Below are 24732 nucleotides of genomic sequence, written 5' to 3' on the forward strand. Positions count from 1 at the left end.
GACGGAAGCGGATGCCTCGAGTCGAGGCATCCGCTTCCGTCCGTGAACCGAGTGGCTCAGCCCAGTAGGGTCTCGAGCGGTCCGCGGGCGAAGTAGAGCACGAAGCCGGCCGCGACGATCCACAGCAGGGGGCTGATCTCGCGGGCCTTGCCCGAGAGCGACCGGACGACGACCCAGGAGATGAAGCCCGCGCCGATGCCGTTCGCGATCGAGTAGGTGAGCGGCATGACGGTGACCGCGAGGAACACCGGCAGCAGGATCGAGAAGTCCGAGAAGTCGATGAAGCGGATCTGCGACATCATCAGCGCACCGACGATCACCAGAGCGGATGCCGCCACCTCGGTGGGCACGATCGACACCAGCGGCGTGAAGAACATGGCGACGAGGAAGAGGCCGCCCGTGACGACGTTCGCGAAGCCGGTGCGGGCGCCTTCGCCGATGCCGGCGCCCGACTCGATGAACACGGTGTTCGACGAGCTGGAGGTGAAACCACCCGCGACTGCGCCGACACCCTCGACGATGAGCGCCGACTTGATGCGCGGGAAGTCGCCCTTCTCGTTCGCGAGGCCGGCCTCCTTCGACAGGCCCGTCATGGTGCCCATCGCGTCGAAGAAGTTCGTGAAGACGAGCGTGAAGACGAGCATCAGCGCGGCGAGCACGCCGATGCGCTCGAACGAGCCGAACGACACCTGGCCGACGAGCGACAGGTCGGGCACGCTCACGAGCGACGACGGCAGCTCGGGGACCGAGAGGCCCCAGCCGCCGGGGTTGACCTCGTCGCCGCTGAACTTCGGCCCGATGTTCCAGATCGCTTCGACGATCACCGCGACCACGGTGCCGGTGACGAGGCCGATGAGGATGCCGCCCTTGACCTTGCGGGCGACCAGGATGCCGGTGAGCAGCAGCGTGAAGACGAAGATGAGCGTCGGAACCGTCGCGACCGAGCCGTTGACGCCGAGCCCGACCGGGGGAGAGGACGTGCCCGTCGCGGTGACGAAGCCGGCGTCGACGAAGCCGATGAACGCGATGAAGAGGCCGATGCCCACCGTGATGGCGAGCTTCAGCTGGATCGGCACGGCGTCGAAGATCATGCGCCGCAGGCCCGTCGCGGCCAGCAGCACGATGATCAGACCGTTGATGACGACGAGGCCCATCGCCTCGGGCCAGGTGACCTGCCCGACGACCGACACCGCGAGGAACGAGTTGATGCCGAGGCCTGCGGCGAACGCGAAGGGCAGACGGGTCACGAGACCGAACAGGACGGTCATGACGCCGGCGGTCAGCGCGGTGGTCGCAGCGACCTGCGTGAACCCGAGGGTGTTCCCCGCGACATCCGTGCCGCTGGACAGGATGATCGGGTTCAGGATGACGATGTACGCCATCGTCACGAACGTGACGACACCGCCGCGGATCTCGGCGGGGATGGTCGATCCGCGCTTGGTGATCTCGAAGAACCTGTCGAAGCCGTTCTTCGGCTCCGGGGTCTGGGTGTCGTCGATGTCGTCGGGGGCGTTGTGCGCCGTGGACTCGGCTGTGCTCATGTGGGGGGACCTCCGAAGGGAAACGTTAGTCGCTCGTCGGCCAACCTGAGGATTCGCTGGACGGATGCCTCGGCCCCGCGCGCGGGCGCCGGAGCCGACGCGGTGCGTCGAAGTAGGGTCGATGGCGCATGCATCGCCTCATCGTCGCCCTCCTCGCATCCGTCGACGCCGTCATCGCGGCGGCCGTCGGCCTTGCCGTGACCCTCGCCCCGCTCACCCTGCTGTGGGTGTTCGGATTCGGCGGCGGAGCAGACTGGGGCGTGCTGTGGCCGTCGGCGGTGTCGGTCTGGCAGCTCGGCAACCTCGTGCCGCTCAGCATCACGCTTCCCCCCGACTACCTCGCGGCGACCGGGATCGATGCGGGCGCAGCATCCTTCGCCCTCTCGCTCGCCCCCCTCGCGTTCGCCGGCTTCACGGTGATCTTCGCCGCCCGCTCGGGGGCCCGCGCCTCGCACGCGGATGCGTGGCTCACCGGTGTTCTCTCCTCGAGTGCGGTGTTCGCGATCCTGACCGCCGGCGCCGCGCTGACCGGCGCCAACGACGTCGCGCGCGCCGAGCCGTGGCAGGCGATCCTCGTGCCGACGCTGCTGTTCGCCGTTCCCGCGTTCGTCGCCGCGGTCGTGACGGAGTGGTCCGAGGCCGGGTCGGGTGCGATCGCCCGGCTGCGCGACCGCGTCGAGGCCGCGCCGCACGGCTGGGGCGACGTGCCCGCACTCGTCGCCCGCGGCACCGCCGTCGTCGTGGTCGGACTCGTCGGCCTCGGCGCCGCCGTCGCGGCTGTCGCCCTGTTCTCCCGCGCGGGGCAGATCGTCGCCCTGTTCCAGGCCGGTGACGTCGACCCGCTCGGCGTCGTCGTCATCACCCTCGCCCAGCTCGCCTACGTGCCGACCCTCGCGGTGTGGGGGATGAGCTTCGTCGCCGGCCCCGGCTTCGCCGTCGGCACCGGCACGTCCGTCTCGCCCGCCGGCACCCAGGTGGGCGTCGTGCCGGGGCTGCCGGCACTGGGCGCCGTTCCCGAGTCGACGACGTCGTGGCTGCTGCTGCTCGCCCTCCTGCCGGTCGCCCTGGGTGCGCTCGCCGGGTGGATCGCGCGGTCGCGGCTCCTGCAGGCGCATCGCGACGACCACGTCGAAGACCCCGAGGATCCGATCGCCGCGCGCCTCGTCGTGACCGCGGGGATCGCGCTCCTCTCGGGCGGCGCGGCGGCGCTGCTCGCGTGGGCGGCGTCGGGATCGCTCGGGCCCGGGCGGCTCGCCGAATTCGGGCCCGACGCCGGGCCTGTCGCGCTGGCGGTCGGCCTCGAGGTGCTGCTCGGCGCCGCGATCCTGCTGCTGTCGCCGCGATCTGCCGGTCGGGGCCGGTCGACCGCGCATGATTCCGCCCCCGCGGCGTCGGCCGAGCAGGTGCCCGCGGACGAGGGCCCGCATCCCGAGCCCCCGGAGGCAGCCGCGTTCGCGGCGGTCGCGGCGTTCACCGCCCGGCGGGGCGGCGCCGTGCCAGCGGATGACGCCGGGAGGCAGCATCCGTCCCCTCCCGTCGCATCGGACGCCACGACCGAGCCGATCGAGCTGCCCCGGTCGGCGCCGCCCGGCGCGAGGGATGGTTCCGACTAGCGCCGCCCGGCGCGAGGGATGGTTCCGACTAGACTGACCGGGTGCTCACGGTCGCCGTTCTCATCTCGGGCACAGGGTCGAACCTGCGCGCTCTGCTCGACGCGGCGGCCGATCCCGAGTTCCCCGCCCGCATCGTCGTCGTCGGCGCCGATCGCGAAGCCGACGGGTTCGCGCACGCCGAGGAGTACGGCATCCCCACCTTCATGGTGCCGTTCGCGCAGTTCGCGAGCCGCGAGGAGTGGGGTGCCGAGCTCGGCACCCAGCTCGACGTCTGGCGGCCCGATCTCGTCGTGCTGAGCGGGCTCATGCGCCTGCTGCCGGCCGAGCTCGTCGACGCGTGGTCGCCGCGCATCATCAACACCCACCCGGCGTATCTGCCGGAGTTCCCCGGTGCGCACGGCGTGCGCGACGCGCTCGCCGCCGACGTGGTGCAGACCGGGGCCAGCGTCATCATCGTCGACAACGGGGTCGACTCGGGGCCGATCCTCGCCCAGGAGCGCGTGCCCGTGCTCCCCGGCGACGACGAGCACGCCCTGCACGAGCGCATCAAGCCCGTCGAACGCCGCCTCCTGATCGACGTGGTGCGCCGCGTCGCGACCGGCGATCTCGACCTCGCGGCGGTGTCCGCGAGCGCCCAGCTCTGACCCCCCACCCCCACCGAGGAGATCCGCCATGGCCGGACCGAGCCACGACCCCGCCCTGTACCGCCCCCGCGATGTCGTTCCGGTGCGCCGCGCACTCGTGTCAGTGAGCGACAAGACCGACCTGCTGGCGCTCGGCGAGGCGCTGGCCGCCGCCGGCGTCGAGATCGTGTCGACGGGCGGCTCGGCGACGCTGCTGCGCGAGGCCGGCTACACCGTCACCGACGTGTCGAGCGTGACCGGGTTCCCCGAGTCCCTCGACGGCCGCGTCAAGACGCTCCACCCGAGCGTGCACGCGGGACTTCTCGCCGACCTCCGCCTCGAGGACCACGAGCGTCAGCTCGGCGAGCTCGGCATCGCTCCGTTCGAGCTCGTCGTGGTGAACCTGTACCCGTTCGTCGAGACGGTGCGCTCGGGCGCACAGGGCGACGACGTCGTCGAGCAGATCGACATCGGCGGCCCCGCGATGGTGCGCGCGTCGGCGAAGAACTACGCCAACGTCGCGATCGTCGTCTCGCCGTCGTCCTACCCGGCGGTCATCGAAGCCGTCCGCGCCGGCGGCACGAGCCTGGTGCAGCGCCGCGAGCTCGCCGCCCGCGCCTTCGCGCACACCGCCGAATACGACCGTGCCGTCGCGACGTGGTTCACCGAGGGCACGCTCCTCGAAGAGGACCTGCCGGCGCACCTCACGATCAAGGCCGAGCGCCTCGCGACGCTCCGCTACGGCGAGAACTCGCACCAGCGCGCCGCGATCTACACCCGCAACGGCGGTCACGGCATCGCCCAGGCGGTCCAGCTCCAGGGCAAGGAGATGTCGTACAACAACTACGTCGACGCCGACGCGGCCCTCCGCGCCGCCTTCGACATGGTCAAGCCCGCCGTCGCGATCATCAAGCACGCGAACCCCTGCGGCATCGCGGTGACGGCGCCGAACGCCCTCGACCCCATCGCGAGCGCGCACCTCCGCGCGCACGAGTGCGACCCGGTGTCGGCGTACGGCGGCGTGATCGCCGCGAACGGCACCGTGACGCTCAAGATGGCCGAGAACCTCAAGGACATCTTCACCGAGGTCATCGTCGCGCCGGCGTTCGAGCCCGCGGCGCTGGAGGTCTTCAAGGCGAAGAAGAACCTGCGCCTGCTGCAGCTGCCCGCCGACTGGCAGCAGGAGCGCATGGACGTGCGTCTGGTCTCGGGCGGTCTGCTGCTGCAGGACGCCGACCGCTTCCCCGACGACATCGAGTCCGTCGCCAAGGACTGGCAGCTGGTGTCGGGCGAGCGCCCGGCCGACGAGGAGATGACCAACCTCATCTTCGCGTGGAAGGCCTGCCGCGCCGTCAAGTCGAACGCCATCGTGCTCGCCAAGAGCTCGGCGACCGTGGGCATCGGCATGGGCCAGGTCAACCGCGTCGACTCGTGCCGCCTCGCGGTCGAGCGTGCCGGTGACCGCGCCGCCGGGTCGGTCGCCGCATCCGACGCGTTCTTCCCCTTCGCGGACGGTCCGCAGATCCTGCTCGACGCGGGAATCTCGGCGATCGTGCAGCCGGGCGGCTCGGTCCGCGACGACGAGGTCATCGCTGCGGCGAAGGCCGCGAACGTGACCATGTTCTTCACGAACGAGCGCCACTTCTTCCACTGATCCGAGAGGACCCTGACGGATGACGGACGCACTGGCCGACCGCTGCGCGACGCTCGCACAGCCCGTGGTGGATCTGATGGCGGCCGCGATCGAATGCCAGGCGGGCGGGGCCGATGCCTTCGCCCGCGTGGCGGATCTCGCCGCCGAGGTGCGACGGGTCGCGGAGCGCGGCAGCCTGGGGATCGACCAGGCCGACTACGTCGCGTGGACCGCGGCGGCGCCGCGCCTGCTCGCCGAGATGGCGGAGGCCGCCGAGCGCCGCGACAGCCGCGCGGTGTGGGCGGCGTTCGCCGACCCGCAGGCGGGCCTGCACCGGCTGGGCACCGCCTGCGCCGGTCAGCCGCGCTGGTGATCAGCCGGCGGTGATCAGCAGGCGTCGGGGAGCTGCTGCGGCGCGGCGTCTCCCCAGCCGCTGAACAGCGCGTGCACCGTGCCCGACTCGTCGGCGCGGATCAGTTCCGAGGGGAGCGCGGGCCCCGTCGTGCTCACCCTCAGCACGCCGGCAGTGCCGTCTTCGCCCAGCAGCAGCTCGACCGCATCGCCCGCGGGCGCTCCGACACCGGAGGCATCCGCCGTCGCGTCTGCGATGAACGCAGCCGGGTCCAGCAGCGGGTGCCAGCGGGTCACGAGGTCGTCGGTTGCGGCGACGCACTCGACCACGCCCGGCTCGATGCCCGCTGAGGCCGCGATGGCGGGAGAGGGCGTGACCGCCGCGCGAGCGCCGTCCACGACGATCGACGTCGCCTCGCCATCGGCCGTCACCTCCGCGCTGTAGCGCTGCGGGCCGCCGGTGAAGGCGACCTCGAGCGGCCGCCCCGAGGCGTCGCGGAAGGTCACGGTCATGGAGGCGTCGGTGGCGGCGGCGTCCGCCAGGATCTGCGCTCGCGCGTCGCTCGCGTCCAGGAGCGACAGGCCGTTGGCGTCGCGCTCGGGGTCGTAGCCGCTGAGATCCACCCACGTCGGCGTCGGCACGGGCGCAGCCGGGGCGCTCGCGCAGCCGGTCATCAGGAGCAGCGTGGCGGCCACTCCCACTGCCGCGGTGCGCCGGAGCTCAGTCATCGGCCGGGGCGCCGGCCTCGGCGGCCTCCGCGACGCAGGCGGACGACGCGCCCTGCGCGGCGAGCGCATCGGCGTCGAGCGTGACGGGCTCCTCCGCGGCGGACGCGGGGCGGACGACCACGCAGGACCGGTCGTCGATGAGGCCCGCCGAGACGGGGATCCAGGCCTCTTCGCCGGTCACGAGCTGCGAGGCGTCGACGGCTTCGCCGCCGGGGCCGCCCACCACGAGCAGCTGGTAGGGCACGTCCGGGCCCGACCAGGTGGCGCGCACGTTGTCGGGGCTGACCGCCAGGGTGAGCCCGGAGGCCGCGGCGCCCGGGTTGAGCATGCCGATCACGAGGAAGGCGCCGAGGGCGATGAGCGCGACGAGCGTCGTGCCGATGGAGACGAGCGAAGCCGGGTGCCGCCACAGCGGTCGCGGCTTCTCGACGGCCTCGGTGAGCTCGGGGAGGATGTCGGCGCTGGTCTCGAGCGGCCGGATCGGGCCGGGGGTGGTGGCCAGGCTCGCACGGCCGGACTCCCAGCCCACGCGCACCGGGCCGGAGCCGGCGGACGGCAGCTCGACGGGCGCGGGGGCGAACACGGGCGCGGCCGTCACGATGGCGGTGGGGCGGCGCGGCGGCCGCGACATCGTGGCGAGCGGGATCGCATCGGTGGCCGGCGGGTCGGCGTCGACAGTGAGCACCTGCGGCGCGTCCAGCGTCGCCGACTGGCGGTGGAGGCGGCGCGTCGAGGGATTGTCGGTCATATGCTTCCGGCGTCGTCGGGTGCCCGAGTGGGGTCCGGACACCCGATTACTATAGTGTCGTCCGCCGTCGCCAGCCCCTGGAGTCCCATGTTCCGCAGACCGACGGCGACGCTCGGTGCGGTGATCCTGGCGGGGATGGCCGCGATCATGCCGGCCGCGGCATCGGCCGCCTCGTCCGCCGACGGGGCCGACGCACAGCCCGCGGCGAACACGGCCCTCATCGAGATCCCCTACGGCGAGCCGGCCGAACTGGCCGTCGCGGAAGGGGTCACGGTCGACTGCGCCGCTCTGCCGACCGGGGATGGTTTCGAGACCGCGTGCGAACCGACCGGGATCACCCTGACGGTCCCCGAGTACGACCCGGAATGGGGCGAGCGCGTCCTGCCGGTCACCCTCGTCTCCGGCGCCACGCGCGCCGTCGTGAACTATCGCGTCGCCCTCGCGCCGCCCCCCGCGCCCGAGATCTCGACTCCCCGCGTCGACGCCCCGTTCGCCGCGGGCGGCCAGGTGCTGATCCCGCTCTCGCTCCTCGGCATCACGTGCACGCTCTGCACCCCCGAGACGGCCTCGCTGCGCGTCGGCGCGGTGTCGCCCGCCACGGCGAACGCCGGCATCGGTCCGACGCACCTCGCCGTGCGCTCCGACGCACCGGGCGACATCACGATCGAGCTCTCGGTCGAGGATGACGCGGGCCAGATCGCGACGGCCGAGGTGGTCGTGAGCATGGTCGAGGCGATGACGGATGCTGCGCCCCTGGCGCTGCATGTGAGTTCGGCGCCCGCCCGCACGATCGATCTCGCCGACCTCGCCTGGGGCGACGACCTCACGTTCTCCTGTCCGACGACGATCGCCGGCGCGACCTGTGGGTCGGATGGCGCCGTCTCGCTCCCTGCGGACCCGGCTTCCGGCGATCAGCTCTCGTTCCGCGTCGTCGACGATCGTGGCCTCCAGGCGATCGGGAGCGTCACATTCACGCACGACGGCGGGGACGCAGCATCCGTCTCTCCCATACCTGTCGAGTGGGCCCAGGCCGGCCCGCTCGGAATTCTTGTTCCCGCGCCGCCCTCGGACGAGGAGGACGACGGCGCGACCGTGCTGTCCCGCCTGTCCCGCATCCTCCAGGAAGTGCCCACGCCATGACCCTGCGCCTGACGATCGCCGATCGGCACACCACGTCCGCCGAGTCGTGGGTGGTGAAGGTCGACGAGGCCACGACCGTCTCGGAGCTGGCCGAATCGCTCCAGGTCGACCCCGCGATCCTCGCCCCGTCGGCCGATGCCGTCGAGACCCTCGCCGGATCGGGACTGCGCAGCGGCCAGGTGGTGCCCGCCGCCTCGCCGCAGGTGATCTCGCCCGGGCGCCTCCGGCTGGAGTTCGTCGCCGGCGCGTTCGCCGGCGAGGCGGTGCCGCTGCAGCCCGACCGGCCGGTGTCGGTGGGCCGCGAGACGAGCGGCGACGTCGTCGTCGCCGACCCGCACCTGGCTCCCCGCCATGTCACGATCACCGCGACCGGCGGCTATGCCGCCGACGGGAGCTTCCAGCCGCTGTCCGCGACGGTCGAGCCCGGCGACCCGGCCGCGCAGGTGCTGGTCAACGGTCAGCCGGCGGAGGGCCCGGTGCGCATCGTGCCTGCCGACCTGGTGCAGCTCGGCAGCAGCGTGGTGCGCATCGGCATGGCGCCGGCATCGGACGCCGACATCACCGTCGACGAGCTCGGCGCCCGTGCGTTCAACCGGCCCTCGCGCATCCGCACCCCGTCCGCGACGCCGGTGGTCCAACTTCCGGGCGACAAGCCCGCCGAGACCGACGCGTCACCCCTGCCGTGGCTGTCGGCCATCGTGCCGATCGTGCTGGGCGTGACCCTCGCGATCGTCTTCCAGCGGCCGATCATGCTCATCATGGCGGCGGCGTCGCCGGTCATGGTCGTCGGCTCGTTCATGGCGAACAAGCGCCTCGCCCGGCGCAAGGGGGAGCGCACCGAGGCCGAGTGGGTGGCCGAGATCGAGACGGCGCGCACGCGCATCGCCGACCTCGTGCGGTCGCAGCGGCTCGACGCCTGGTACCGGGCGCTGGACCCGGTGCTCATCCGCGACATCGCCACGCGGCCGCTCGCCCGCCTGTGGGAGCGCCGGCGCAGCGACGAGGACTCGCTCCGGATTCGCGTGGGCGTCGCCGACGTGCCTCTCGACGTGCGGTTCGAGGGCGGCCCGCAGAAGGAGCGCACCGCCGAGCGGCGCGTCGGCACGTCGCCCTCGCCGGTGTCGGTCGACCTCTCCGCCGGCCCACTGGCGATCTCGGGTCCGGCCGATGTCGCCGGCGGGATCGCCCGGTCGATCGTGACCGGGCTCGCGACCCTGCGCTCGCCGCGGGACCTGCACCTCATGGTGCTGTGCGACCGCGAGCAGGACGCGGAGTGGTCGTGGGTGCAGTGGCTGCCGCACGTACAGCCCGGGGCGGGTCCCGTGGCACTCATCGGCAACACCGACCTCACCCGTCGCGAGCGGCTGCGCGAGGCCGGCACGCTCCTCGAGGCGCGCATGCGCTCGGGCGGCGACCGCCGCTCCGACGCGCAGCTGATCGTCGTCGTCGACGGGGCACGCCGCTACCGCATGCTCCCCGGCATGGTGACGATCCTCGAGAAGGGTGCGCAGTACGGCATCCACGTCATCGCCATCGACTCCGACCGCACGCGACTGCCCGAGGAGGCAGCATCCGTCATCACCGTCGACGGCGCCGACCCGCTGCTGGGTCGCGTCGAGACGGCCGAGGAGTACTTCGCACCGGTGCTCGTGGACCAGGTCACCACGACCTACGCGGAGGACGTCGCGCGAGCGCTGTGCCCCATCGAGCACGTGCGGGGTGTGGGCGACGACGCGACCCTGCCTTCCAGCGTGCGGTACACCGAGCTCATGGGAGTCGACCTCGACGACGCTCGCCCCGTCGCCGAGCAGTGGCAGCTGGTACCGCGGCAGTCGTACGTCGTCATCGGCGCGGGCACCGAGGGTGAGTTCGCGATCGACATCGCCGCCGACGGCCCGCACGCGCTGGTCGCCGGAACGACCGGCTCGGGCAAGTCCGAGTTCCTGCAGACCCTGGTGGTCTCGCTGGCGCTCGCCAACCGCCCCGACGCGCTCAACTTCGTCCTCATCGACTACAAGGGCGGGTCGGCGTTCGCCGACTGCGCGCGCTTGCCCCACACCGTCGGCATGGTGACGAACCTCGACGCCCGCGAGACCGAGCGCGCCCTCGCCTCGCTGGACGCCGAGCTCAAGCGGCGCGAACGCGTGCTGCGCGACGACATCGGCGCGAAGGACGTCGACGCCGCGTGGGAGAAGGATCCGGATGCCGCGGCCCGGCTCGGTCTCGCGCGCCTCATGATCGTCGTCGACGAGTTCGCGGAGCTGAAGACGGAGCTTCCGGACTTCATCAACGGGCTCGTTCGCATCGCCCGCGTCGGCCGGTCGCTGGGCGTCAACCTGGTGCTGGCGACGCAGCGGCCGTCGGGCGTCATCACCCCCGAGATGCAGTCGAACATCAACCTCCGCGTGGCCCTGCGCGTGACGGACCGAGGCGATTCGTCGGACGTCATCGGCACGCCCGACGCTGCGCTCATCCCCGCCGGGTCGCCCGGCCGGGGGTACGTCCGCGCCGGCCTGGACGCCTCGCCGATCCCGTTCCAGACCGCGCGTGTCGCCGCGCTCCGCGTCGGCCATCAGCGCTCGGCGCGCGTGCTGCCTCCGGTGGCGAAGGTGGGGTGGCAGACGCTCGGACTTCCGCCGCGGTTCCCGGCGACGGCCGAGGCCGGCGTGCACCGCCCCGACCAGGACGACACCGATCTGCGCGCCCTCGTCCAGCTGGCGACCCAGGCGGCCGCGCTCCTCGGGATCGCGAAGAGCCCGTCGCCGTGGCTCATGCCCCTTCCCGAGGTGCTGCCGCTCGACCGCTTCGACGAGAGCGCCGCGCCCGAGGGCGCCGTCGTGCTCGGCCTCGCCGACGTGCCGGCACAGCAGCGTCAGGAGCCGCTGCTGTGGAGCATCCACGACGACTCGCACCTGCTCCTCTTCGGCGGCAGCCGCTCCGGTCGCACCACGGCGCTGCGCACCATCGTGTCGCAGGCGATCCTCCGCTTCACCCCGGCCGACCTCCATCTGTACGTCGTGGACTACGGCAACGGCGCCCTCCTGCCGCTGGCGGCCGATCCGCACACGGGTGCGGTGGTCACGCCGCAGGACGCCGAACGCCTGCCGCGCCTGCTCGGGCGCCTCGGGGCGGAGCTCTCGCGGCGCCAGAGCGTGCTCGCGCAGGCGGCGGTCGGCAGCATCGCCGAGCAGCGCCGGCAGGCGTCGCCGCGCGACGCCCTCGCGTACGCGGTCGTCGTGATCGACGGCTGGGAGCGCCTGGCGGCCTCGATGACGCCCGACGAGATGCTCGCCATCCGCGACCAGGTGATGCGCCTGCTGCGCGAGGGGCCCGCCGTCGGCATCCGCGTGGTGATCACGGCCGATCGTGCGGTGCCGTCCGACAAGATCGCGGGCTTCATCGACACGCAGTACGCGCTGCCGATGCGCGACGTCAACGACTACCGCGCCGCCGGCATCATGGTCCGCGACATCGCCCCCGAGATGCCGCCCGGCCGCGTGCTGTTCGGGCCGACCGGCGCTGAGGGGCAGATCGCGGTGCTGTCGGCCGACACGAGCGGCGAGGCGCAGAACGGCGCGCTCCGCGGCACCGTCGAGCACGTCGCGGCGCACTTCGCGCGGTTCCCCCAGCTCGCCGAGCTGCCCGTCCCGGTGCGGGTCGACCCGCTTCCCAGCCACATCGGGCTGTCCCGCGCCTACGCGCTGCCGGTCGCCGCGGCCGATATGCCCGAGGCGCCCATCGTCGGCGTCGGCGGCGACACGCTGTCGCGGTTCACCGTCGACTGGCCCGGCACCGGCGGCTTCGTCGTGGTCGGCGATCGCCGCAGCGGCAAGACCGACACCCTGGCGCTCATCGCGCACCAGCTCGCCTGGGCGGGCCAGCGCGTGGTCGTGGTCGCCGCCGCAGGCTCCGTGCTCGCCGAGGTCGCGGCATCCCACGGCACACCCGTCCTCTCGACCGGCTCGGACGCGGCGCAGATCGAGGCCGTTCTGACCGGCGACGAGGTGCTCACGGCGGTGATCGATGACGCGGAGTCCATCCGCGACTCGGCGCTCGAGCGCGCGTTCGTCACCGCGCGCGGGCGCCTGAGATTCGTCGTCTCGATCGCCGCGGACGCGGCGGGAACCGCGGTGTCGGGGCCTGTATCGGACGCCAAGCGCGGCCGCGCGGGCATCGTGTTGTCGCCGCCGACATCGATCATCGGCACCCAGGTGTTCGGCGCGCAGCTGCCGCGCCACCTCGTCGGCCGGGGCGGTCCCGGCAGCGGCGTGCTGTTCCTCGGCGGCGAGTACCGCGCGGTGCAGGTGCCGGACCTGCGCGTGTGACGGCGGGGAACGGATGCTGCGAGCCGCCGCCCGGACGGAGCGTCTACTGTGGAACCCGGCCCGCTGTGTATCGGACACGCTTGGACCGCCGCTCTCGCGATCTCGAGGATCTCGCCCATGACCACCCACTGCCGCTTCTGCGGCGAGGCCGTCCGGCCGAACACGATGTTCTGTCCCGCATGCGGGCAGATCATCGTCGGCGACGCCCCGCGCCCGCAGAGTGCGCCTCCCTTCCCCACCACGGGCGGGCGGCGGCAGGATGCCCCGGCTCCCGCGCAGTCGCCGGCCGAGCTGCCGCCGGTGCCGCTGCCGGACGCGCCGGCCTGGGGGCGGGTGCAGCCGCCCGTGGCGGCGCCTGTCGTGGCGCCCGCCTCGATCCCACCATCGCCGGCCGCAGCGCCGCCCGGTGCCGCCCGCCCGCCCGCCGCGGCTCCCGCACCGGGCCCGTTGCGGACGCCGCAGCCCGCGGTCGCAGCGTCGCCGCTCGCTCTGCTGCTTCCCGGGGGCGCCCGGATCCCGGTCGACCGCGTGCTGGTCCTGGGGCGACAGCCCGGCGCAGGCGCGGCCCAGCGCGGGGGAGTGCCCGTGGAGGTCATCGACCCGTCGCGTTCCATGTCGCGGGTGCACCTCGTGGTGCAGACGCGCGCCGACGGCGGCACGACCGCCACCGACCCGGGATCGGGCAACGGCACGGTCGTCGTGCGCGCCGGAACGAAGCATCCACTCGTCCGTGACGTGCCGTTCGAGCTGGCGGCCGGTGACCGTCTCGCCCTCGGCGATGTGATCGTCGACGTGGCGTGACCGCGAAGACGCCGGCCCGCCACCATGCGGTTCTGGCCCCATGCCCCAGAGCCCCGTTCCGCAATGAGGAGACACCGTGACCGACATCTCTGCCGATCCCTGGCGTCAGTTCGTCCAGTCCGGCCGCGTCCTGCGGTTCGACATCGACCGCACGCAGGCGACGGCGACGCTGAAGCGCAACACGCGCTACCTGCTGGCGATGGGCGGCATCTCGGCCCTCGTGCTCGTCGTCATCGTCGCGCTGTTCGCGACGGGCATCGGGCGCGCGGTCACGTACGTCCTGCTCGCGATCCTCCTCGTCGTGATGCTGGGGAACGTCGGGCTGGGTCTCATCTCGCGCCGGCGCGTGCTGAAGACGCTGGCGGTCCAGGGCGTGTTCATCGAGATCGACGCGACCGGTGTGCGGCTGGCCGGCGTGCCGCCGCTCGTGTGGGCGCAGACGCTCGGCGTCGTCGTCTCCGACAACCGGGCGACGATCGAGGCGGGCAAGGGTCTCGGGCGCCGGCTGCGGAAGCTCACCTACGACACCGGCGGCTCGCTGAACTCCGTCGTCATCGGCCTGCACGACATGCGCTCCGTGCGGGCGGCGGCGAGCGGTCCCCGGGTCGCGTCGCTCGATCTCGGCATGCACGACCACGGCGCGGTCGTGCTCAACCTCGATGTCGCCCTGAACCGCGAGCAGTGCGATCAGGTCCGCGAGGCGCTGCGCGCCGCTGCCACGCTCAACGGCGTTCCCTTCCGTTTCACCGCCGAGAACGGGGTGGTCGCCCAGGCCACCCTGGAGATGGGCGGCGGAAAGCGGCTGACCGTCTCCTGACGTCCCGCGCGGCGTCCGGAATCCGCCATGGGGAATTGTCCCCATGGCACCTGCCGCCGTGCATGTCAGGATGAGACCGAACGTTTCACACGGGCGTACAGCGCCCCCCACCCACGGAGGATTCCATGGCGGACATCAAGGTCACTTCTGAGTCGCTCTCGGGCGTCGCGAACCAGCTGGCGTCGGGCGCCACCGCGATCGAGTCGCAGCTGAGCAACCTCAAGTCCCTCGTGCAGGGCCTCATCGCCGGCGACTGGGGCGGGGCCGCCTCGCAGTCGTTCAACGAGCTGTACGAGCAGTGGGATGCTGCGGGCCTGCAGCTGAAGGAGTCCCTCAACGGCATCAGCGACCAGCTGTCGAAGGCGGCGCTGGCCTACGAGGAGTCCGAGAACAACATCTCGAACAGCTTCCGCGCCTGACCTGTCCGTGACGGACCGGGCCGTCCGCCCGGTCCGGCCGCCCCTGCGGGGGCGGTGATCGACGTGAAGGGAGCGCTGTCGTGGCGCACTTCTCCGTATCGACCCCTGCGCTCGGGTACTCGGCGGCGTCGATGGCTGCGGCTCTCGCAGACTTCGACGCGCGGGTGGCCCAGGTCTCGGCATCCGTCAACTCGGTCGTCGGCGCCTCGTGGACCGGTGACGCCTCCGACGAGTTCGCGACCTCCTGGGCCGAGTGGCTCGCCGGCGCCGCGACCACGCGTGCTGCGCTCGCCGACATCGTCGCGCGCCTGCAGGGCGCCGAGGCGGGATATGCGACCACGGAGGCCGGTCTGACCGCCGCGTCGCGTACGTCGCGCGTGAGCGCACGACAGCCGGGGGAGCACGCATGAGCCAGCACACCTTCGACATCGCCGAGCTGCGCGAGCTCGAAACCACTCTGTCGAACCTCGTGCAGTACTGCAGCGACCTCGAGACCCACGCGGCGGGCGCCACGGCCGCCGCCACCGGGCAGTGGTCGGGCGTCGCGAGCGTGGAGTTCCTGACGCGCGTGCAGACGTGGCAGGTCGGAGCCGTCTCGCTCCGCGCCTTCGCCGAGGACCTCAAGACGTGGGCGGGCGACGCCGCGACGGCGTACGAGACCGCCCAGACCGACACCCAGACGATGTGGGCCAGCCTGTGAGCCAGAGAAGAATCGACCCGACGCAGTACATCGCCGCGGCCGACGAGTTCCGCGCGATCAGCGAGTCCGCAGCGAACCGCCTGTCGGACGCCCGCAGCTCGCTGAGCCAGTACGCCCGCATGGCCGGCGACGACCCCGGCGGTGAGCAGCTCGCCCAGGGCTACGACGACATGGCGCGCGACGCCCTGCAGGCGCTCTCCGACATCGCGGTGCTCGCGAACACCATGGACCGCGCCATCATGCAGAGCGGCTGGAACCACGCCGCCGCAGAAGAGGCAGCGGGCGGCAAGCCCGCCGGCGGCTCCTTCACCGTGCGACCGGCGCGCACGCCCGTGACCGTCGGGGCGCCGCCCTCGGCCTTCGGCGGCAGCGACGACACCCCCGACGCATGGGACGTCGTCAAGGACTTCGTCGGCATGATGTGGCCCAACGCCGATGTCGCGAAGCTGCGCAGCGCCGGCACCACCTGGGACGGCGTCGAGACCGACGTCCGTGCCCTCGCGACCGAGATCCGGCAGGCCGACAACGCGCTCATGGGCCTCAACAGCGCCGAACTGGCGAAGCTCCGCTCCGAGGTCGGCGATTTCGCCACCGACGTGTCGGCCGCGGCGGGTGACATCTCGGAGGTCGGTGATCTCTGCCGCGAGTACGCGACCGACGTCGAAGAGGCGCACCGCGAGGTCATCCAGATGCTCGTGCAGCTCGCGATCGAGATCGCGGCGACCGTGGCGATCGGCGCCGCGCTCAGCGTCTTCACCTTCGGCGCGAGCGCCGTCGTCGCAGGCGGCGGCCTCACCGCCCGCATCATCCTGGTCGCGCAGCGCATCGTCACATTCCTCACCAAGGTCTCGGGCACGGCGGCGCGCATCGTGGCGCGGCTGGCCGCGATCTCGGCCCGCGTCATCCCGCTCGCGAACCGCTTCCAGCGGACCGCGCGCATCGTCGTGAGCGTCACGTCGGGCACCCTTGCCGCCGGCTCGTCCGAGCTGCTGGTGAAGGGCAGAGACGGCAACCTCCTCGTCGCCATGGGCAGCGGCCTCGTCGGCGGTGCCGTCACCGACACGGTGGCGCTGGCGTTCGGAAAGTACGGCCAGCGCGTGGCTGTGCAGGCACTGGCCAACGGCGCCGGCGGTGCGTCCAGCGGCGCGTCGAACGGCCTCCTCAACGGCGATGGCGTCGACATCCGCCAGGTCATCATCGGCGGCGCGGGCGGCAGCGTGATGGGTGCGGGCATGTCCATCCGTGGGCGCCGGGGCGGCACGTCGAATGCGGCGGACCCCGGCAGCGGCAGCGTCCGCACTCCCGACGCCGAGGGTCCGCGGATCGGCGGCTCCGACGGCCCGAGCACCGGCGACGGCAGCGGCATCGGGCGCCAGCCCGACTACGACGGTCCTCAGGTGACCGGCGGCAGCGACAGCGCCGGCAGCGGCGCGGGCGACGGCGGCTCCGGCACGCGGCCCGACTACGACGGTCCTCAGGTGACGGGTGCGAGCGACAGCGGCGGCAGCGGCGGCGACGGTGGCGGCATCCGTATTCCCGAGGGCCAGGCGCCGCAGTCCCCGTCGATCGACGTCACCGATGCTCCGACCACGTCCGACGACATCTCGCGTCAGTTCGATGACCTCGAGGCGGACATCGATCGCCAGTTCGATGACCTCGAGGCGGACATCGATCGCCAGTTCGATGACCTCGAGGCCGACATCGACCGCCAGTTCGATGAGCTGGCCGATGGCGGCGACGGGGCCGACGACATCGGCTCTCCTGCCGACGTTCCCGACGCCGCAGACGCCGTTTCTCCGGCGCCGGCTGACGGCGTGGCCGCAGGCGCAGATCCGGCGACTCCCGACCCCACGGCGGACTCGCACATGCTGGGCGATCCGGGGGATCCCGTCCACTACGAGAACGGGGTGCGCTTCTTCGGGCCCGAGCAGTTGGAACTGTGGCTCGATGGCGCGAACCTGGGTAGACCAGGCGACGCCGTGTTCTTCATGCCGGAAGCGGATGCTTCCCACGTATACGACAGTCTGAGCGCCGCCATCGAAAGCGGCATGGCGCCCAGCGCCATGAATGCCTGGCGTAACGGCGACGATGTCTTCGGCATGATGGTCCCGCTCGATGGAGTGCCGCAGCGACTTCCCACTTACAACGACGCGGGTGGCTGGGAGCACTTCGTCCCCGGCGGCCACACGGCGGTGAAGGTGGGCGACGAGTTCTTCCTCAACCCGACGCGGGAGTTCGTCATCGATGGAGGCAAGCCGATGCCGAGCGGTACCATCATCTTCCGCCTCCTCGACGGAGGAAACTGGGAGGTGATTGCGATCCATGGCTGACGACGAGTCGAACGAGAACGCTCTCGACCGCACGGCGACCGCGGCGCAAGCGGGTCGCGCCACCGTCGACGAGCTGGTGGCGGCATTCCTCGACGCGCCGGTCGTGCTGCCGAGTGCGACCGATCCGATGACGTCACCCACCCAGCCCGTGCTGGTCACGATCGATGAGATCCAGCACGTCGTGATCTTCGACTCGCTGGCGACGGCCGGTCAGGTCTCGCATCTCGCGCGCTACGCCGCATCGATGAGAGGGCGCGACGCGCTCCGAGGCGTGCGGCCGGGTCTCGGGGTGCTCGTCCGAACTGCTCATTCCGGATTCGATCTGTCGCCCCAGTTGCTCGATGAGATTCGCGCCAAGCAGACGTCAGGAGAATGACCTTCAGCGAACCCGCCGACGCGCGGGGGTGCCCCTGGTGCCGGGAGAAATGGATCTGGCGATCCGACGAGCCCCGACTGCTGGGGCAGAGCCGTGACTTCCAGGTCCAGGTCTATCGCTGTGGGCGCTGCGGGACGTATTGGGAGGAAGGAATCGTCAATCCCCGCGTGATCACCCGCGACCAGGCTCTCGAGCGGCTGCCCGACCTGGAGGAGCGCGAACGGCTCGCGGGGCTCGACTGACACCGCACAGTCGTGTCCGATTTCCGCGAGCCGATGTCGGGGGAGCGTGTCAGGCTAGGGGCATGAGCCTGGCTATGACGTTCGAGGAGCGGTACCGCGCGATCGACTCGCGCGACGCCCGCTTCGACGGTCAGTTCGTCACCGCGGTGCGCTCCACCGGCATCTACTGCCGCCCGAGCTGCCCCGCGCGAACGCCGAAGCCGTCCAATGTCACGTTCTATCCGACGAGCGCCGCGGCGCACGAGGCGGGATACCGCGCGTGCAAGCGGTGCCTGCCCGAGGCGGCGCCCGGCTCGCCGCAGTGGAACCTGCGCGGCGACACCGCAGGTCGCGCCATGCGGCTCATCGCCGACGGCGTCGTCGAACGCGAGGGCGTGCCGGGGCTCGCCCGCCGCCTGGGCTATTCGCCGCGCCACCTCACGCGTCTCCTCACCGCCGAACTCGGCGCCGGGCCTCTGGCGCTGAGCCGCGCGCACCGCGCGCAGACCGCGCGCATGCTGCTCGTCGGCACCGACCTCTCGGCTGCCGACGTCGCGTTCTCGAGCGGGTTCGCGAGCGTGCGCCAGTTCAACGACACGGTGCGGGAGGTGTTCGGGATGCCGCCCCTCGAGCTCCGCGCGCGGCGTCGCGTCTCGCGACACGAGGGTCCGACCGCGTCGGCACCGGGTGTGACCATCGACCTCGCACTCCCGCACCGCGGCGCGCTGGATGCGCCCGGTCTGTTCGCGTGGATGGCGGCGCGTGCGGTCTCGGGCGCCGAGGCGGCGACCGCGTCGACCTTCGCGCGCACTCTGCGGCTGCCGCACGGGCCCGCGTGGTTCGAACTCCGCCTCGACGACGTGGAAAGAGTGCGGCTGCGGGCCGCGCTGACGAACCTCGCCGACCTGTCGACGCTCGTCACCCGGGCCCGGCGCCTGTTCGACCTCGACGCCGACCCGGACGCGGTCGACGAGTCGCTCATGCGGCATCCGGAGCTCGTTCCCCTCGTCGAGGCGCTGCCCGGCATCCGGGTTCCGGGTGCCGCCGACCCGCACGAGATGCTGATCCGGGCGATGGTCGGCCAGCAGATCACGGTGGTCGCCGCACGCACCGCGTTGACCGCGCTCACCGCGGCACTGGGCGAGGAGGTGCCGGCCTTCGCGGGCATGCTCGCGACCGGCACTGCGCCTGACGAGGGCCCCGCGCCGGCGAGGCTGTTCCCGACGATGGCCGCGATCGCCGAGCGCGGACCCGAGGTGCACCGCGGACCCGCAGCCCGCATCCGCGCGATCACCGGGGCCGCCGCGGCTCTCGCGGACGGCTCGCTCACCCTCACCGCCGGCGACGACGCCGCCGAGCAGCGTGCCGCCCTCCTCGCGATGCCCGGCATCGGCCCCTGGACCGCCGACTACGTGCGTATGCGCGTGCTCGCCGACCCCGACGTCTTCCTCCCGGGCGATGTCGCGGTGCGTGCGGGCGCTGCCGCGGCAGGCCTTCCCGCCGAGGCTCGCGCGCTCGACGTCTGGGCCGCCCGCACCGCCCCCTGGCGCAGCTACCTCACCGCCCACCTGTGGCGCGCGGTCCCGCCGAAACCCGCCGCACCGCGGCGGGGAGCAGCATCCGTCACCGTCCTCACATCCGAATCGACCACCGGAGGCATCTCATGACCACCGCCACCATCCAGACCCTCGACACCCCCGACGGCGCCTTCACGCTCCTCGCCGACGAGGAGGGCCGCGTGCTCGCCTCGGGGTGGACCGCCGACACCGACGCGATCCTCGCGCGTCTCGCGGACCGAGTGCGCCCGTCATCCGTCGAGAAGGGCGAGACGGATGCTGCGGCCGCCGTCTCCGCTTACTACGGCGGCGACCTCGCGGCCATCGACACGGTCGATGTGTCGCAGCACGGCACCGCGATGCAGCTCGCCGGCTGGGCTGCGCTGCGGCGCATCACGCCGGGGCGCCCGCTCACGTACAGCGAGTTCGCCGTCGAGCTCGGGTCTCCGAGCGCGGTGCGGGCCGCGGCATCCATCTGCGCGCGCAACGCACCCGCGCTCTTCGTGCCCTGCCACCGGGTGCTGCGCACGGACGGCACGCTCGGCGGGTTCGCGTGGGGGCTGGCGGTCAAGCAGCGTCTGCTCGACCGCGAGGCGGCGGTGCCCGCGCTCGTCTGAAGGACTCGTTTTCAACCGCTTTCCGGGGGACCGGAAAGCGGTTGTTGCGTTCAGAGAATTCCCAGGTATATGCTGGAGGGCTGTCGCGTCGCTACGACCTAGCGACGCGCACAGCCCTTTCCGCTGACCTCAAGGAGGAAGAAATGTATCAGGCCGCCGTCGCCGCGAAGACCGCTTTCGTCCTCCGTTTCGCGGGACCCCGCACCGCTTCCTGGCTGCCGCGTCCCCGCGTCCAGGGGTAGTCCGCTCCTCGCATCTGCCGGCTCTGCCGGATTCGGCATACCGCCGTCCCCCCGAGCGTTCCTCCCCGGAGGAGGCTCCTCTCTCATGACAGCGCTCCCACACGGCGCTGTCGCCACGCGACCCGACGACGGGTCACCGCATCACCACCCTCACAAGGATCATGACCACCACCGCCCTTCCTGAGCGATCAGAACAGCCGCAACGGTCCGAACTGTCCACCTTCACAGCCCTCGCCCGGCTCCTTCCCTTCGCGAAGCCGGTGCTTCCGCGTCTCGTGATGGGCGCCGCCAGCGCGCTCGTCGCCAGCCTGCTCGCGCTGACCATTCCGCTCGTCCTCGAGCAGGTGGTCGGCGGTCCGATCGCCTCCGGCGACATCGTCATGATCGGCTGGGGCGCGGCCGCGATCCTCGCCCTGGGCCTCGCCGAGGCCCTCATGGTCTGGCTCCGTCGCTGGTTCGTGCTCGGCCCCGCGACCATGGTCGAGTACGAGCTGCGCCAGACCTTCTACTCCCGCCTGCAGCGACTGCCGGTCGCCTTCCACGATCGGTGGCAGTCGGGGCAGCTGCTCAGCCGCATGATGCAGGACATCAGCATGCTGCGGCGCTGGCTCGCCTTCGGCGTCGTGCTTCTCGTCGTCAACGTCATCACGATCGTCGTCGGCACGGCGCTGCTGTTCCGCTGGCACTGGCTGCTCGGCACGATCTTCCTCGTGACGTCCGCGCCACTCTGGTACGCGGGGTACCGCTTCGAGAAGTCGTACGGCACGCTCGCGCGCCAGTCGCAGGACCAGGCGGGCGACCTCGCCACCTCGGTCGAGGAGAGCGTGCACGGCATCCGCGTGCTCAAGGCCTTCGGCCGCGGCAAGCACGCGCTGCAGAAGTTCACCCGCCAGGCCGAGACGCTGCGTGAGACCGAGCTGAGCAAGGCACGCGCCGTCGGCTGGATCTGGTTCTGGCTCGTGCTCCTGCCCGACATCGCCTTCGCGCTGTGCCTCGGCGCCGGCATCTACCTCACGGCGATCGGCCAACTCCAGGGCGCCGAGCTGATCGCGTTCTTCGCCATGGCCACGGTGCTGCGTTGGCCGATGGAGTCGATCGGCTTCCTGTTCTCCTTCCTCCTCGACGCGCGCACGGCGACGGACCGCATCTTCGAGGTGTTCGACGAGCAGAACTCGATCGTCGACCCCGAGGATCCGAAGACCATCGCGAAGCCGCGCGGCGAGCTCGCGTTCGAGGGCGTGCATTTCCGGTATCAGGATGCCGCGGACCGCGAGCGGGATCTTCTCAACGGCGTCGACCTCGTGCTGCGGCCGGGCGAGACGATGGCGCTGGTCGGTCTCACCGGCTCGGGCAAGACGACCCTCACGACCCTGCCGACGCGCCTGTACGACGTGACCGGCGGCCGCGTGACGCTCGACGGCGTCGACGTGCGCGACCTGACGCTCGCCGAGCTGCGCCGGCACATCGGCATGGCCTTCGAGGACGCGACGCTCTTCTCGCAGTCGGTGCGCGACAACGTGCTGCTGGGTCGAGAAGACCTCGTTCCCGGCAGCCCCGAGGCCGAGCATGTGATGCGGGAGGCGCTCGACGTCGCGCAGGCGTCGTTCGTGGACGATCTGCCCGACGGCGTCGACACGATCATCGGCGAAGAGGGCCTCTCGCTCTCGGGCGGCCAGCGCCAGCGCCTCGCGCTCGCGCGCGCCGTGGCCGCTCGGCCCGCCGTGCTCGTGCTCGACGACCCGCTGTCGGCGCTCGACGTCGACACCGAGGCGCTCGTCGAGGACGCGCTGCGCGAGGTCTTGCACGAGACGACGGCCCTCGTGGTCGCGCACCGTCCGTCGACGGTCACGCTGGCCGACCGCGTCGCGCTGCTCGAGGCCGGCCGCGTGACCGCGGTCGGCACCCACTCGGAGTTGCTGCGCACCAGCGAGCACTACCGTCACGTGATCTCGAGTCTCGAAGTCGAAGAAGCCCGGCTGAGAGCCAGACAGGAAGACCAGGAATGGGAGGTGACCCTGTGAGCACCACGGTGACCGGAACGAGCGGCGAGGACCGCTCCGACTACACGCGCGTCGAGAGCAAGGCGATCCGCAAGCGCTCGCTGCGCCTGCTCGGCTCCCTCATCACTCCCGTGCGGGCTCAGCTGATCCTCGCGGGCGTCGTGCTCGTCGTCTCGACGGCACTCCGCGTCGCGGGCCCCTGGCTCATCGGCATCGGCATCAACAACGCCCTGCCCGCCGCGGTGGAGCAGATGAACTGGATGCCGACGATCCTGGTCGTGCTCGTCTACCTCGTGACCGCGATCGGCGGCGCGGCCCTCATCGGGTGGTACGTCGTGGTGGCGGCGCGCCTCACGCAGGCGATCATGCTGGACCTCCGCAAGCGCATCTTCCTGCACACGCAGCGGCTGAGCCTGGAGTTCCACGAGTCGTACACGTCGGGCCGCATCATCTCGCGCCAGACGAGCGACCTCGACACCATCCGCGAGCTCCTCGACGGCGGGCTCAACGAGCTGGTCTCGGGCATCCTGTACGGCGCGTTCACGCTGGTCGCGCTGTTCATCGTGGACTGGCAGTCGGGCCTGATCCTCACGTTCATGGGCATTCCGCTCTTCCTCCTGATGCGCTGGTTCTACACGCGCTCGCAGCTCGTGTACCGCGAGTCGCGCGTCATCAGCGCGAAGGTGATCGTGAAGTTCGTCGAGACGATGACGGGCATCCGCGCCGTGAAGGCCTTCCGCAAGGAGGGGCGCAACGACGAGGAGTTCGGCGGTCTGGCGATGGACTACCGCGACGTCAACATGCGCTCGATCCGCCTGTTCGGCACGTTCGAGCCCGGCCTGATGGCCGTGGCGTCGTTCACCCTCGCGATCGTGATCGCGTGGGGCGGCATCCGGGTCGTCGACGGTGCGATGGAGATCGGCTTCCTGCTGTCCGCCGTGCTGTACGTCCGCAACTTCTTCTCGCCGCTGCAGGAGGTCGCGTTCTTCCTGAACTCGTACCAGTCCGCGACGGCGGCGCTCGAGAAGGTGTCGGGCGTCCTGGAGGAGGAGCCCACGGTTCCCGACCCCAAGACCCCGGTCGACCTCTGGGAGGCGAAGGGCCACATCCGGTTCGACGACGTGCTGTTCGGGTACTCGCAGGATCGCGTCATCCTTCCGGATTTCTCGCTCGACATTCCGGCCGGTCAGACGATCGCGCTCGTCGGAACGACGGGTGCCGGCAAGTCGACGCTCGCCAAGCTCGTGTCGCGGTTCTACGACCCGACGCGCGGTGCGGTGACACTCGACGGCGTGGACCTCCGCAACCTGCACCCGAAGGATCTCCGCCGCGCGATCGTCATGGTCACGCAGGAGGCGTACCTCTTCAGCGGCACGGTCGCCGACAACATCGCGCTGGGCAAGCCCGATGCGACGCTCGACGAGATCCAGGCCGCGGCACGTGCGGTGGGCGCGGACGCCTTCATCCAGGCCCTCCCCGACGGCTACGGCACCGACGTCAACAAGCGCGGCGGACGCGTATCGGCGGGTCAGCGTCAACTGATCTCGTTCGCGCGGGCGTTCCTCGCGAACCCGGCGGTGCTGATCCTCGACGAGGCGACGGCGTCGCTCGACATCCCGTCGGAACGCCAGATCCAGGACGCCCTGCAGACGCTGCTCGCAGACCGCACCGCGATCATCATCGCGCACCGCCTGTCGACGGTCGCGATCGCGGACCGCGTGCTGGTGATGGAGCACGGCGAGATCATCGAGGACGACACCCCCGAGGAGCTCATCGGCGGCACCGGCAAGTTCGCCCAGCTTCACGCCGCATGGCGGGAGTCGCTGGTCTAGTCGCACCCCGCCTCGACCCCGGATGCCCCGGCCCCCTGTCCACACTCAGGGCCGGGGCATCCGTCGTCCGCGTCCACGGCGTGCGGAGATCTACCCTTTCGCGACGCCCACGAGCGGT

Annotated in this window: 21 protein-coding genes; 18 read left to right on the forward strand and 3 right to left on the reverse strand. The window is 71.8% G+C overall.

The genetic code is table 11. The features are described 5' to 3' along the window. Nucleotides 1-56 precede the first annotated feature (56 nt). Nucleotides 57-1541: an NCS2 family permease gene (locus ACVN90_RS04350; protein ID WP_475100941.1), complete on the reverse strand. Its 1485-nt coding sequence runs from the start codon at nt 1539-1541 to the stop codon at nt 57-59. A gap of 128 nt (nt 1542-1669) precedes the next feature. Here ACVN90_RS04350 and ACVN90_RS04355 point away from each other — a divergent pair, with 128 nt between their 5' ends. The 4 genes from ACVN90_RS04355 to ACVN90_RS04370 are packed head-to-tail and all read left to right on the forward strand — an operon-like array spanning nt 1670 to nt 5783. Then, nucleotides 1670-3154, forward strand: coding sequence for a cell division protein PerM (locus ACVN90_RS04355; protein WP_475100942.1), 1485 nt, complete (start codon nt 1670-1672; stop codon nt 3152-3154). A gap of 41 nt (nt 3155-3195) precedes the next feature. After that, entirely contained in the window at nt 3196-3798 is a 603-nt protein-coding gene (gene purN / locus ACVN90_RS04360; RefSeq protein ID WP_475100943.1) for a phosphoribosylglycinamide formyltransferase, read from the forward strand. A gap of 28 nt (nt 3799-3826) precedes the next feature. Next, entirely contained in the window at nt 3827-5431 is a 1605-nt protein-coding gene (gene purH / locus ACVN90_RS04365) for a bifunctional phosphoribosylaminoimidazolecarboxamide formyltransferase/IMP cyclohydrolase (protein WP_475100944.1), read from the forward strand. Nucleotides 5432-5450: 19 nt separating this feature from the next. After that, nucleotides 5451-5783: a hypothetical protein gene (locus ACVN90_RS04370; protein ID WP_475100945.1), complete on the forward strand. Its 333-nt coding sequence runs from the start codon at nt 5451-5453 to the stop codon at nt 5781-5783. A 14-nt stretch (nt 5784-5797) separates the two neighbouring features. On the opposite strand, the gene ACVN90_RS04375 is transcribed toward ACVN90_RS04370, so the two are convergent. Together ACVN90_RS04375 and ACVN90_RS04380 are read right to left on the reverse strand one after the other, a co-directional pair. Then, nucleotides 5798-6490 (reverse strand): hypothetical protein, encoded by a 693-nt coding sequence (locus ACVN90_RS04375; protein ID WP_475100946.1) that lies wholly within the window; start codon nt 6488-6490, stop codon nt 5798-5800. Beyond that, on the reverse strand, nt 6483-7238 hold the full coding sequence (locus tag ACVN90_RS04380) for a hypothetical protein (protein WP_475100947.1): 756 nt from the start codon (nt 7236-7238) through the stop codon (nt 6483-6485). The genes ACVN90_RS04375 and ACVN90_RS04380 overlap by 8 nt, the downstream gene beginning before the upstream one ends. Before the next feature lie 87 nt (nt 7239-7325). Between ACVN90_RS04380 and ACVN90_RS04385 the strand changes: the two genes are divergently transcribed. From ACVN90_RS04385 to ACVN90_RS04450, 14 genes are all read left to right on the forward strand, one after another. Beyond that, the gene (locus ACVN90_RS04385) at nt 7326-8378 is read left to right on the forward strand and encodes a hypothetical protein (RefSeq protein ID WP_475100948.1); all 1053 of its coding nucleotides are present in this window, start codon (nt 7326-7328) and stop codon (nt 8376-8378) included. Further along, nucleotides 8375-12703, forward strand: a complete 4329-nt coding sequence (locus ACVN90_RS04390; RefSeq protein ID WP_475100949.1) for an FtsK/SpoIIIE domain-containing protein — start codon at nt 8375-8377, stop codon at nt 12701-12703. The genes ACVN90_RS04385 and ACVN90_RS04390 overlap by 4 nt, the downstream gene beginning before the upstream one ends. A 117-nt stretch (nt 12704-12820) precedes the next feature. Continuing rightward, on the forward strand, nt 12821-13504 hold the full coding sequence (locus ACVN90_RS04395) for an FHA domain-containing protein (RefSeq protein WP_475100950.1): 684 nt from the start codon (nt 12821-12823) through the stop codon (nt 13502-13504). A 76-nt stretch (nt 13505-13580) separates the two neighbouring features. After that, nucleotides 13581-14321, forward strand: a complete 741-nt coding sequence (locus ACVN90_RS04400; RefSeq protein WP_475100951.1) for a hypothetical protein — start codon at nt 13581-13583, stop codon at nt 14319-14321. A 125-nt stretch (nt 14322-14446) separates the two neighbouring features. Further along, nucleotides 14447-14740, forward strand: a complete 294-nt coding sequence (locus ACVN90_RS04405) for a WXG100 family type VII secretion target (RefSeq protein ID WP_109212292.1) — start codon at nt 14447-14449, stop codon at nt 14738-14740. A gap of 80 nt (nt 14741-14820) precedes the next feature. Beyond that, nucleotides 14821-15150 (forward strand): WXG100 family type VII secretion target, encoded by a 330-nt coding sequence (locus ACVN90_RS04410; protein ID WP_378900156.1) that lies wholly within the window; start codon nt 14821-14823, stop codon nt 15148-15150. Continuing rightward, nucleotides 15147-15440 carry a hypothetical protein gene (locus ACVN90_RS04415; RefSeq protein ID WP_475100952.1) on the forward strand — a complete coding sequence of 98 codons (294 nt, stop codon included), beginning with the start codon at nt 15147-15149 and terminating at the stop codon, nt 15438-15440. Before ACVN90_RS04410 ends, ACVN90_RS04415 begins: the two co-directional genes overlap by 4 nt. Further along, nucleotides 15437-17770 carry a WXG100-like domain-containing protein gene (locus ACVN90_RS04420; RefSeq protein WP_475100953.1) on the forward strand — a complete coding sequence of 778 codons (2334 nt, stop codon included), beginning with the start codon at nt 15437-15439 and terminating at the stop codon, nt 17768-17770. The genes ACVN90_RS04415 and ACVN90_RS04420 overlap by 4 nt, the downstream gene beginning before the upstream one ends. Next, entirely contained in the window at nt 17763-18146 is a 384-nt protein-coding gene (locus tag ACVN90_RS04425) for a hypothetical protein (protein WP_475100954.1), read from the forward strand. The genes ACVN90_RS04420 and ACVN90_RS04425 overlap by 8 nt, the downstream gene beginning before the upstream one ends. Next, entirely contained in the window at nt 18143-18388 is a 246-nt protein-coding gene (locus ACVN90_RS04430) for an LIM domain-containing protein (RefSeq protein WP_475100955.1), read from the forward strand. The genes ACVN90_RS04425 and ACVN90_RS04430 overlap by 4 nt, the downstream gene beginning before the upstream one ends. Before the next feature lie 62 nt (nt 18389-18450). Further along, on the forward strand, nt 18451-20034 hold the full coding sequence (locus tag ACVN90_RS04435) for an Ada metal-binding domain-containing protein (RefSeq protein ID WP_475100956.1): 1584 nt from the start codon (nt 18451-18453) through the stop codon (nt 20032-20034). Then, nucleotides 20031-20540, forward strand: a complete 510-nt coding sequence (locus ACVN90_RS04440; RefSeq protein WP_475100957.1) for a methylated-DNA--[protein]-cysteine S-methyltransferase — start codon at nt 20031-20033, stop codon at nt 20538-20540. Before ACVN90_RS04435 ends, ACVN90_RS04440 begins: the two co-directional genes overlap by 4 nt. Nucleotides 20541-20943: 403 nt before the next feature. Beyond that, a complete protein-coding gene (locus ACVN90_RS04445; RefSeq protein WP_475100958.1) occupies nt 20944-22803 on the forward strand; it encodes an ABC transporter ATP-binding protein in 1860 nt (619 codons plus the stop codon). Further along, entirely contained in the window at nt 22785-24614 is a 1830-nt protein-coding gene (locus ACVN90_RS04450; protein ID WP_475100959.1) for an ABC transporter ATP-binding protein, read from the forward strand. The genes ACVN90_RS04445 and ACVN90_RS04450 overlap by 19 nt, the downstream gene beginning before the upstream one ends. The last annotated feature ends 118 nt before the right edge of the window (nt 24615-24732 follow it).

Source organism: Microbacterium sp. F01, from assembly GCF_056156365.1.

Coding starts and splice junctions, on each gene's coding strand:
- ACVN90_RS04350 (WP_475100941.1), bottom strand. CDS start 1,541: ATGAGCACAGCCGAGTCCACGGCGCACAACGCCCCCGACGACATCGAC.
- ACVN90_RS04355 (WP_475100942.1), top strand. CDS start 1,670: ATGCATCGCCTCATCGTCGCCCTCCTCGCATCCGTCGACGCCGTCATC.
- purH (WP_475100944.1), top strand. CDS start 3,827: ATGGCCGGACCGAGCCACGACCCCGCCCTGTACCGCCCCCGCGATGTC.
- ACVN90_RS04370 (WP_475100945.1), top strand. CDS start 5,451: ATGACGGACGCACTGGCCGACCGCTGCGCGACGCTCGCACAGCCCGTG.
- ACVN90_RS04375 (WP_475100946.1), bottom strand. CDS start 6,490: ATGACTGAGCTCCGGCGCACCGCGGCAGTGGGAGTGGCCGCCACGCTG.
- ACVN90_RS04380 (WP_475100947.1), bottom strand. CDS start 7,238: ATGACCGACAATCCCTCGACGCGCCGCCTCCACCGCCAGTCGGCGACG.
- ACVN90_RS04385 (WP_475100948.1), top strand. CDS start 7,326: ATGTTCCGCAGACCGACGGCGACGCTCGGTGCGGTGATCCTGGCGGGG.
- ACVN90_RS04390 (WP_475100949.1), top strand. CDS start 8,375: ATGACCCTGCGCCTGACGATCGCCGATCGGCACACCACGTCCGCCGAG.
- ACVN90_RS04395 (WP_475100950.1), top strand. CDS start 12,821: ATGACCACCCACTGCCGCTTCTGCGGCGAGGCCGTCCGGCCGAACACG.
- ACVN90_RS04405 (WP_109212292.1), top strand. CDS start 14,447: ATGGCGGACATCAAGGTCACTTCTGAGTCGCTCTCGGGCGTCGCGAAC.
- ACVN90_RS04415 (WP_475100952.1), top strand. CDS start 15,147: ATGAGCCAGCACACCTTCGACATCGCCGAGCTGCGCGAGCTCGAAACC.
- ACVN90_RS04425 (WP_475100954.1), top strand. CDS start 17,763: ATGGCTGACGACGAGTCGAACGAGAACGCTCTCGACCGCACGGCGACC.
- ACVN90_RS04430 (WP_475100955.1), top strand. CDS start 18,143: ATGACCTTCAGCGAACCCGCCGACGCGCGGGGGTGCCCCTGGTGCCGG.
- ACVN90_RS04435 (WP_475100956.1), top strand. CDS start 18,451: ATGAGCCTGGCTATGACGTTCGAGGAGCGGTACCGCGCGATCGACTCG.
- ACVN90_RS04440 (WP_475100957.1), top strand. CDS start 20,031: ATGACCACCGCCACCATCCAGACCCTCGACACCCCCGACGGCGCCTTC.
- ACVN90_RS04445 (WP_475100958.1), top strand. CDS start 20,944: ATGACCACCACCGCCCTTCCTGAGCGATCAGAACAGCCGCAACGGTCC.
- ACVN90_RS04450 (WP_475100959.1), top strand. CDS start 22,785: ATGGGAGGTGACCCTGTGAGCACCACGGTGACCGGAACGAGCGGCGAG.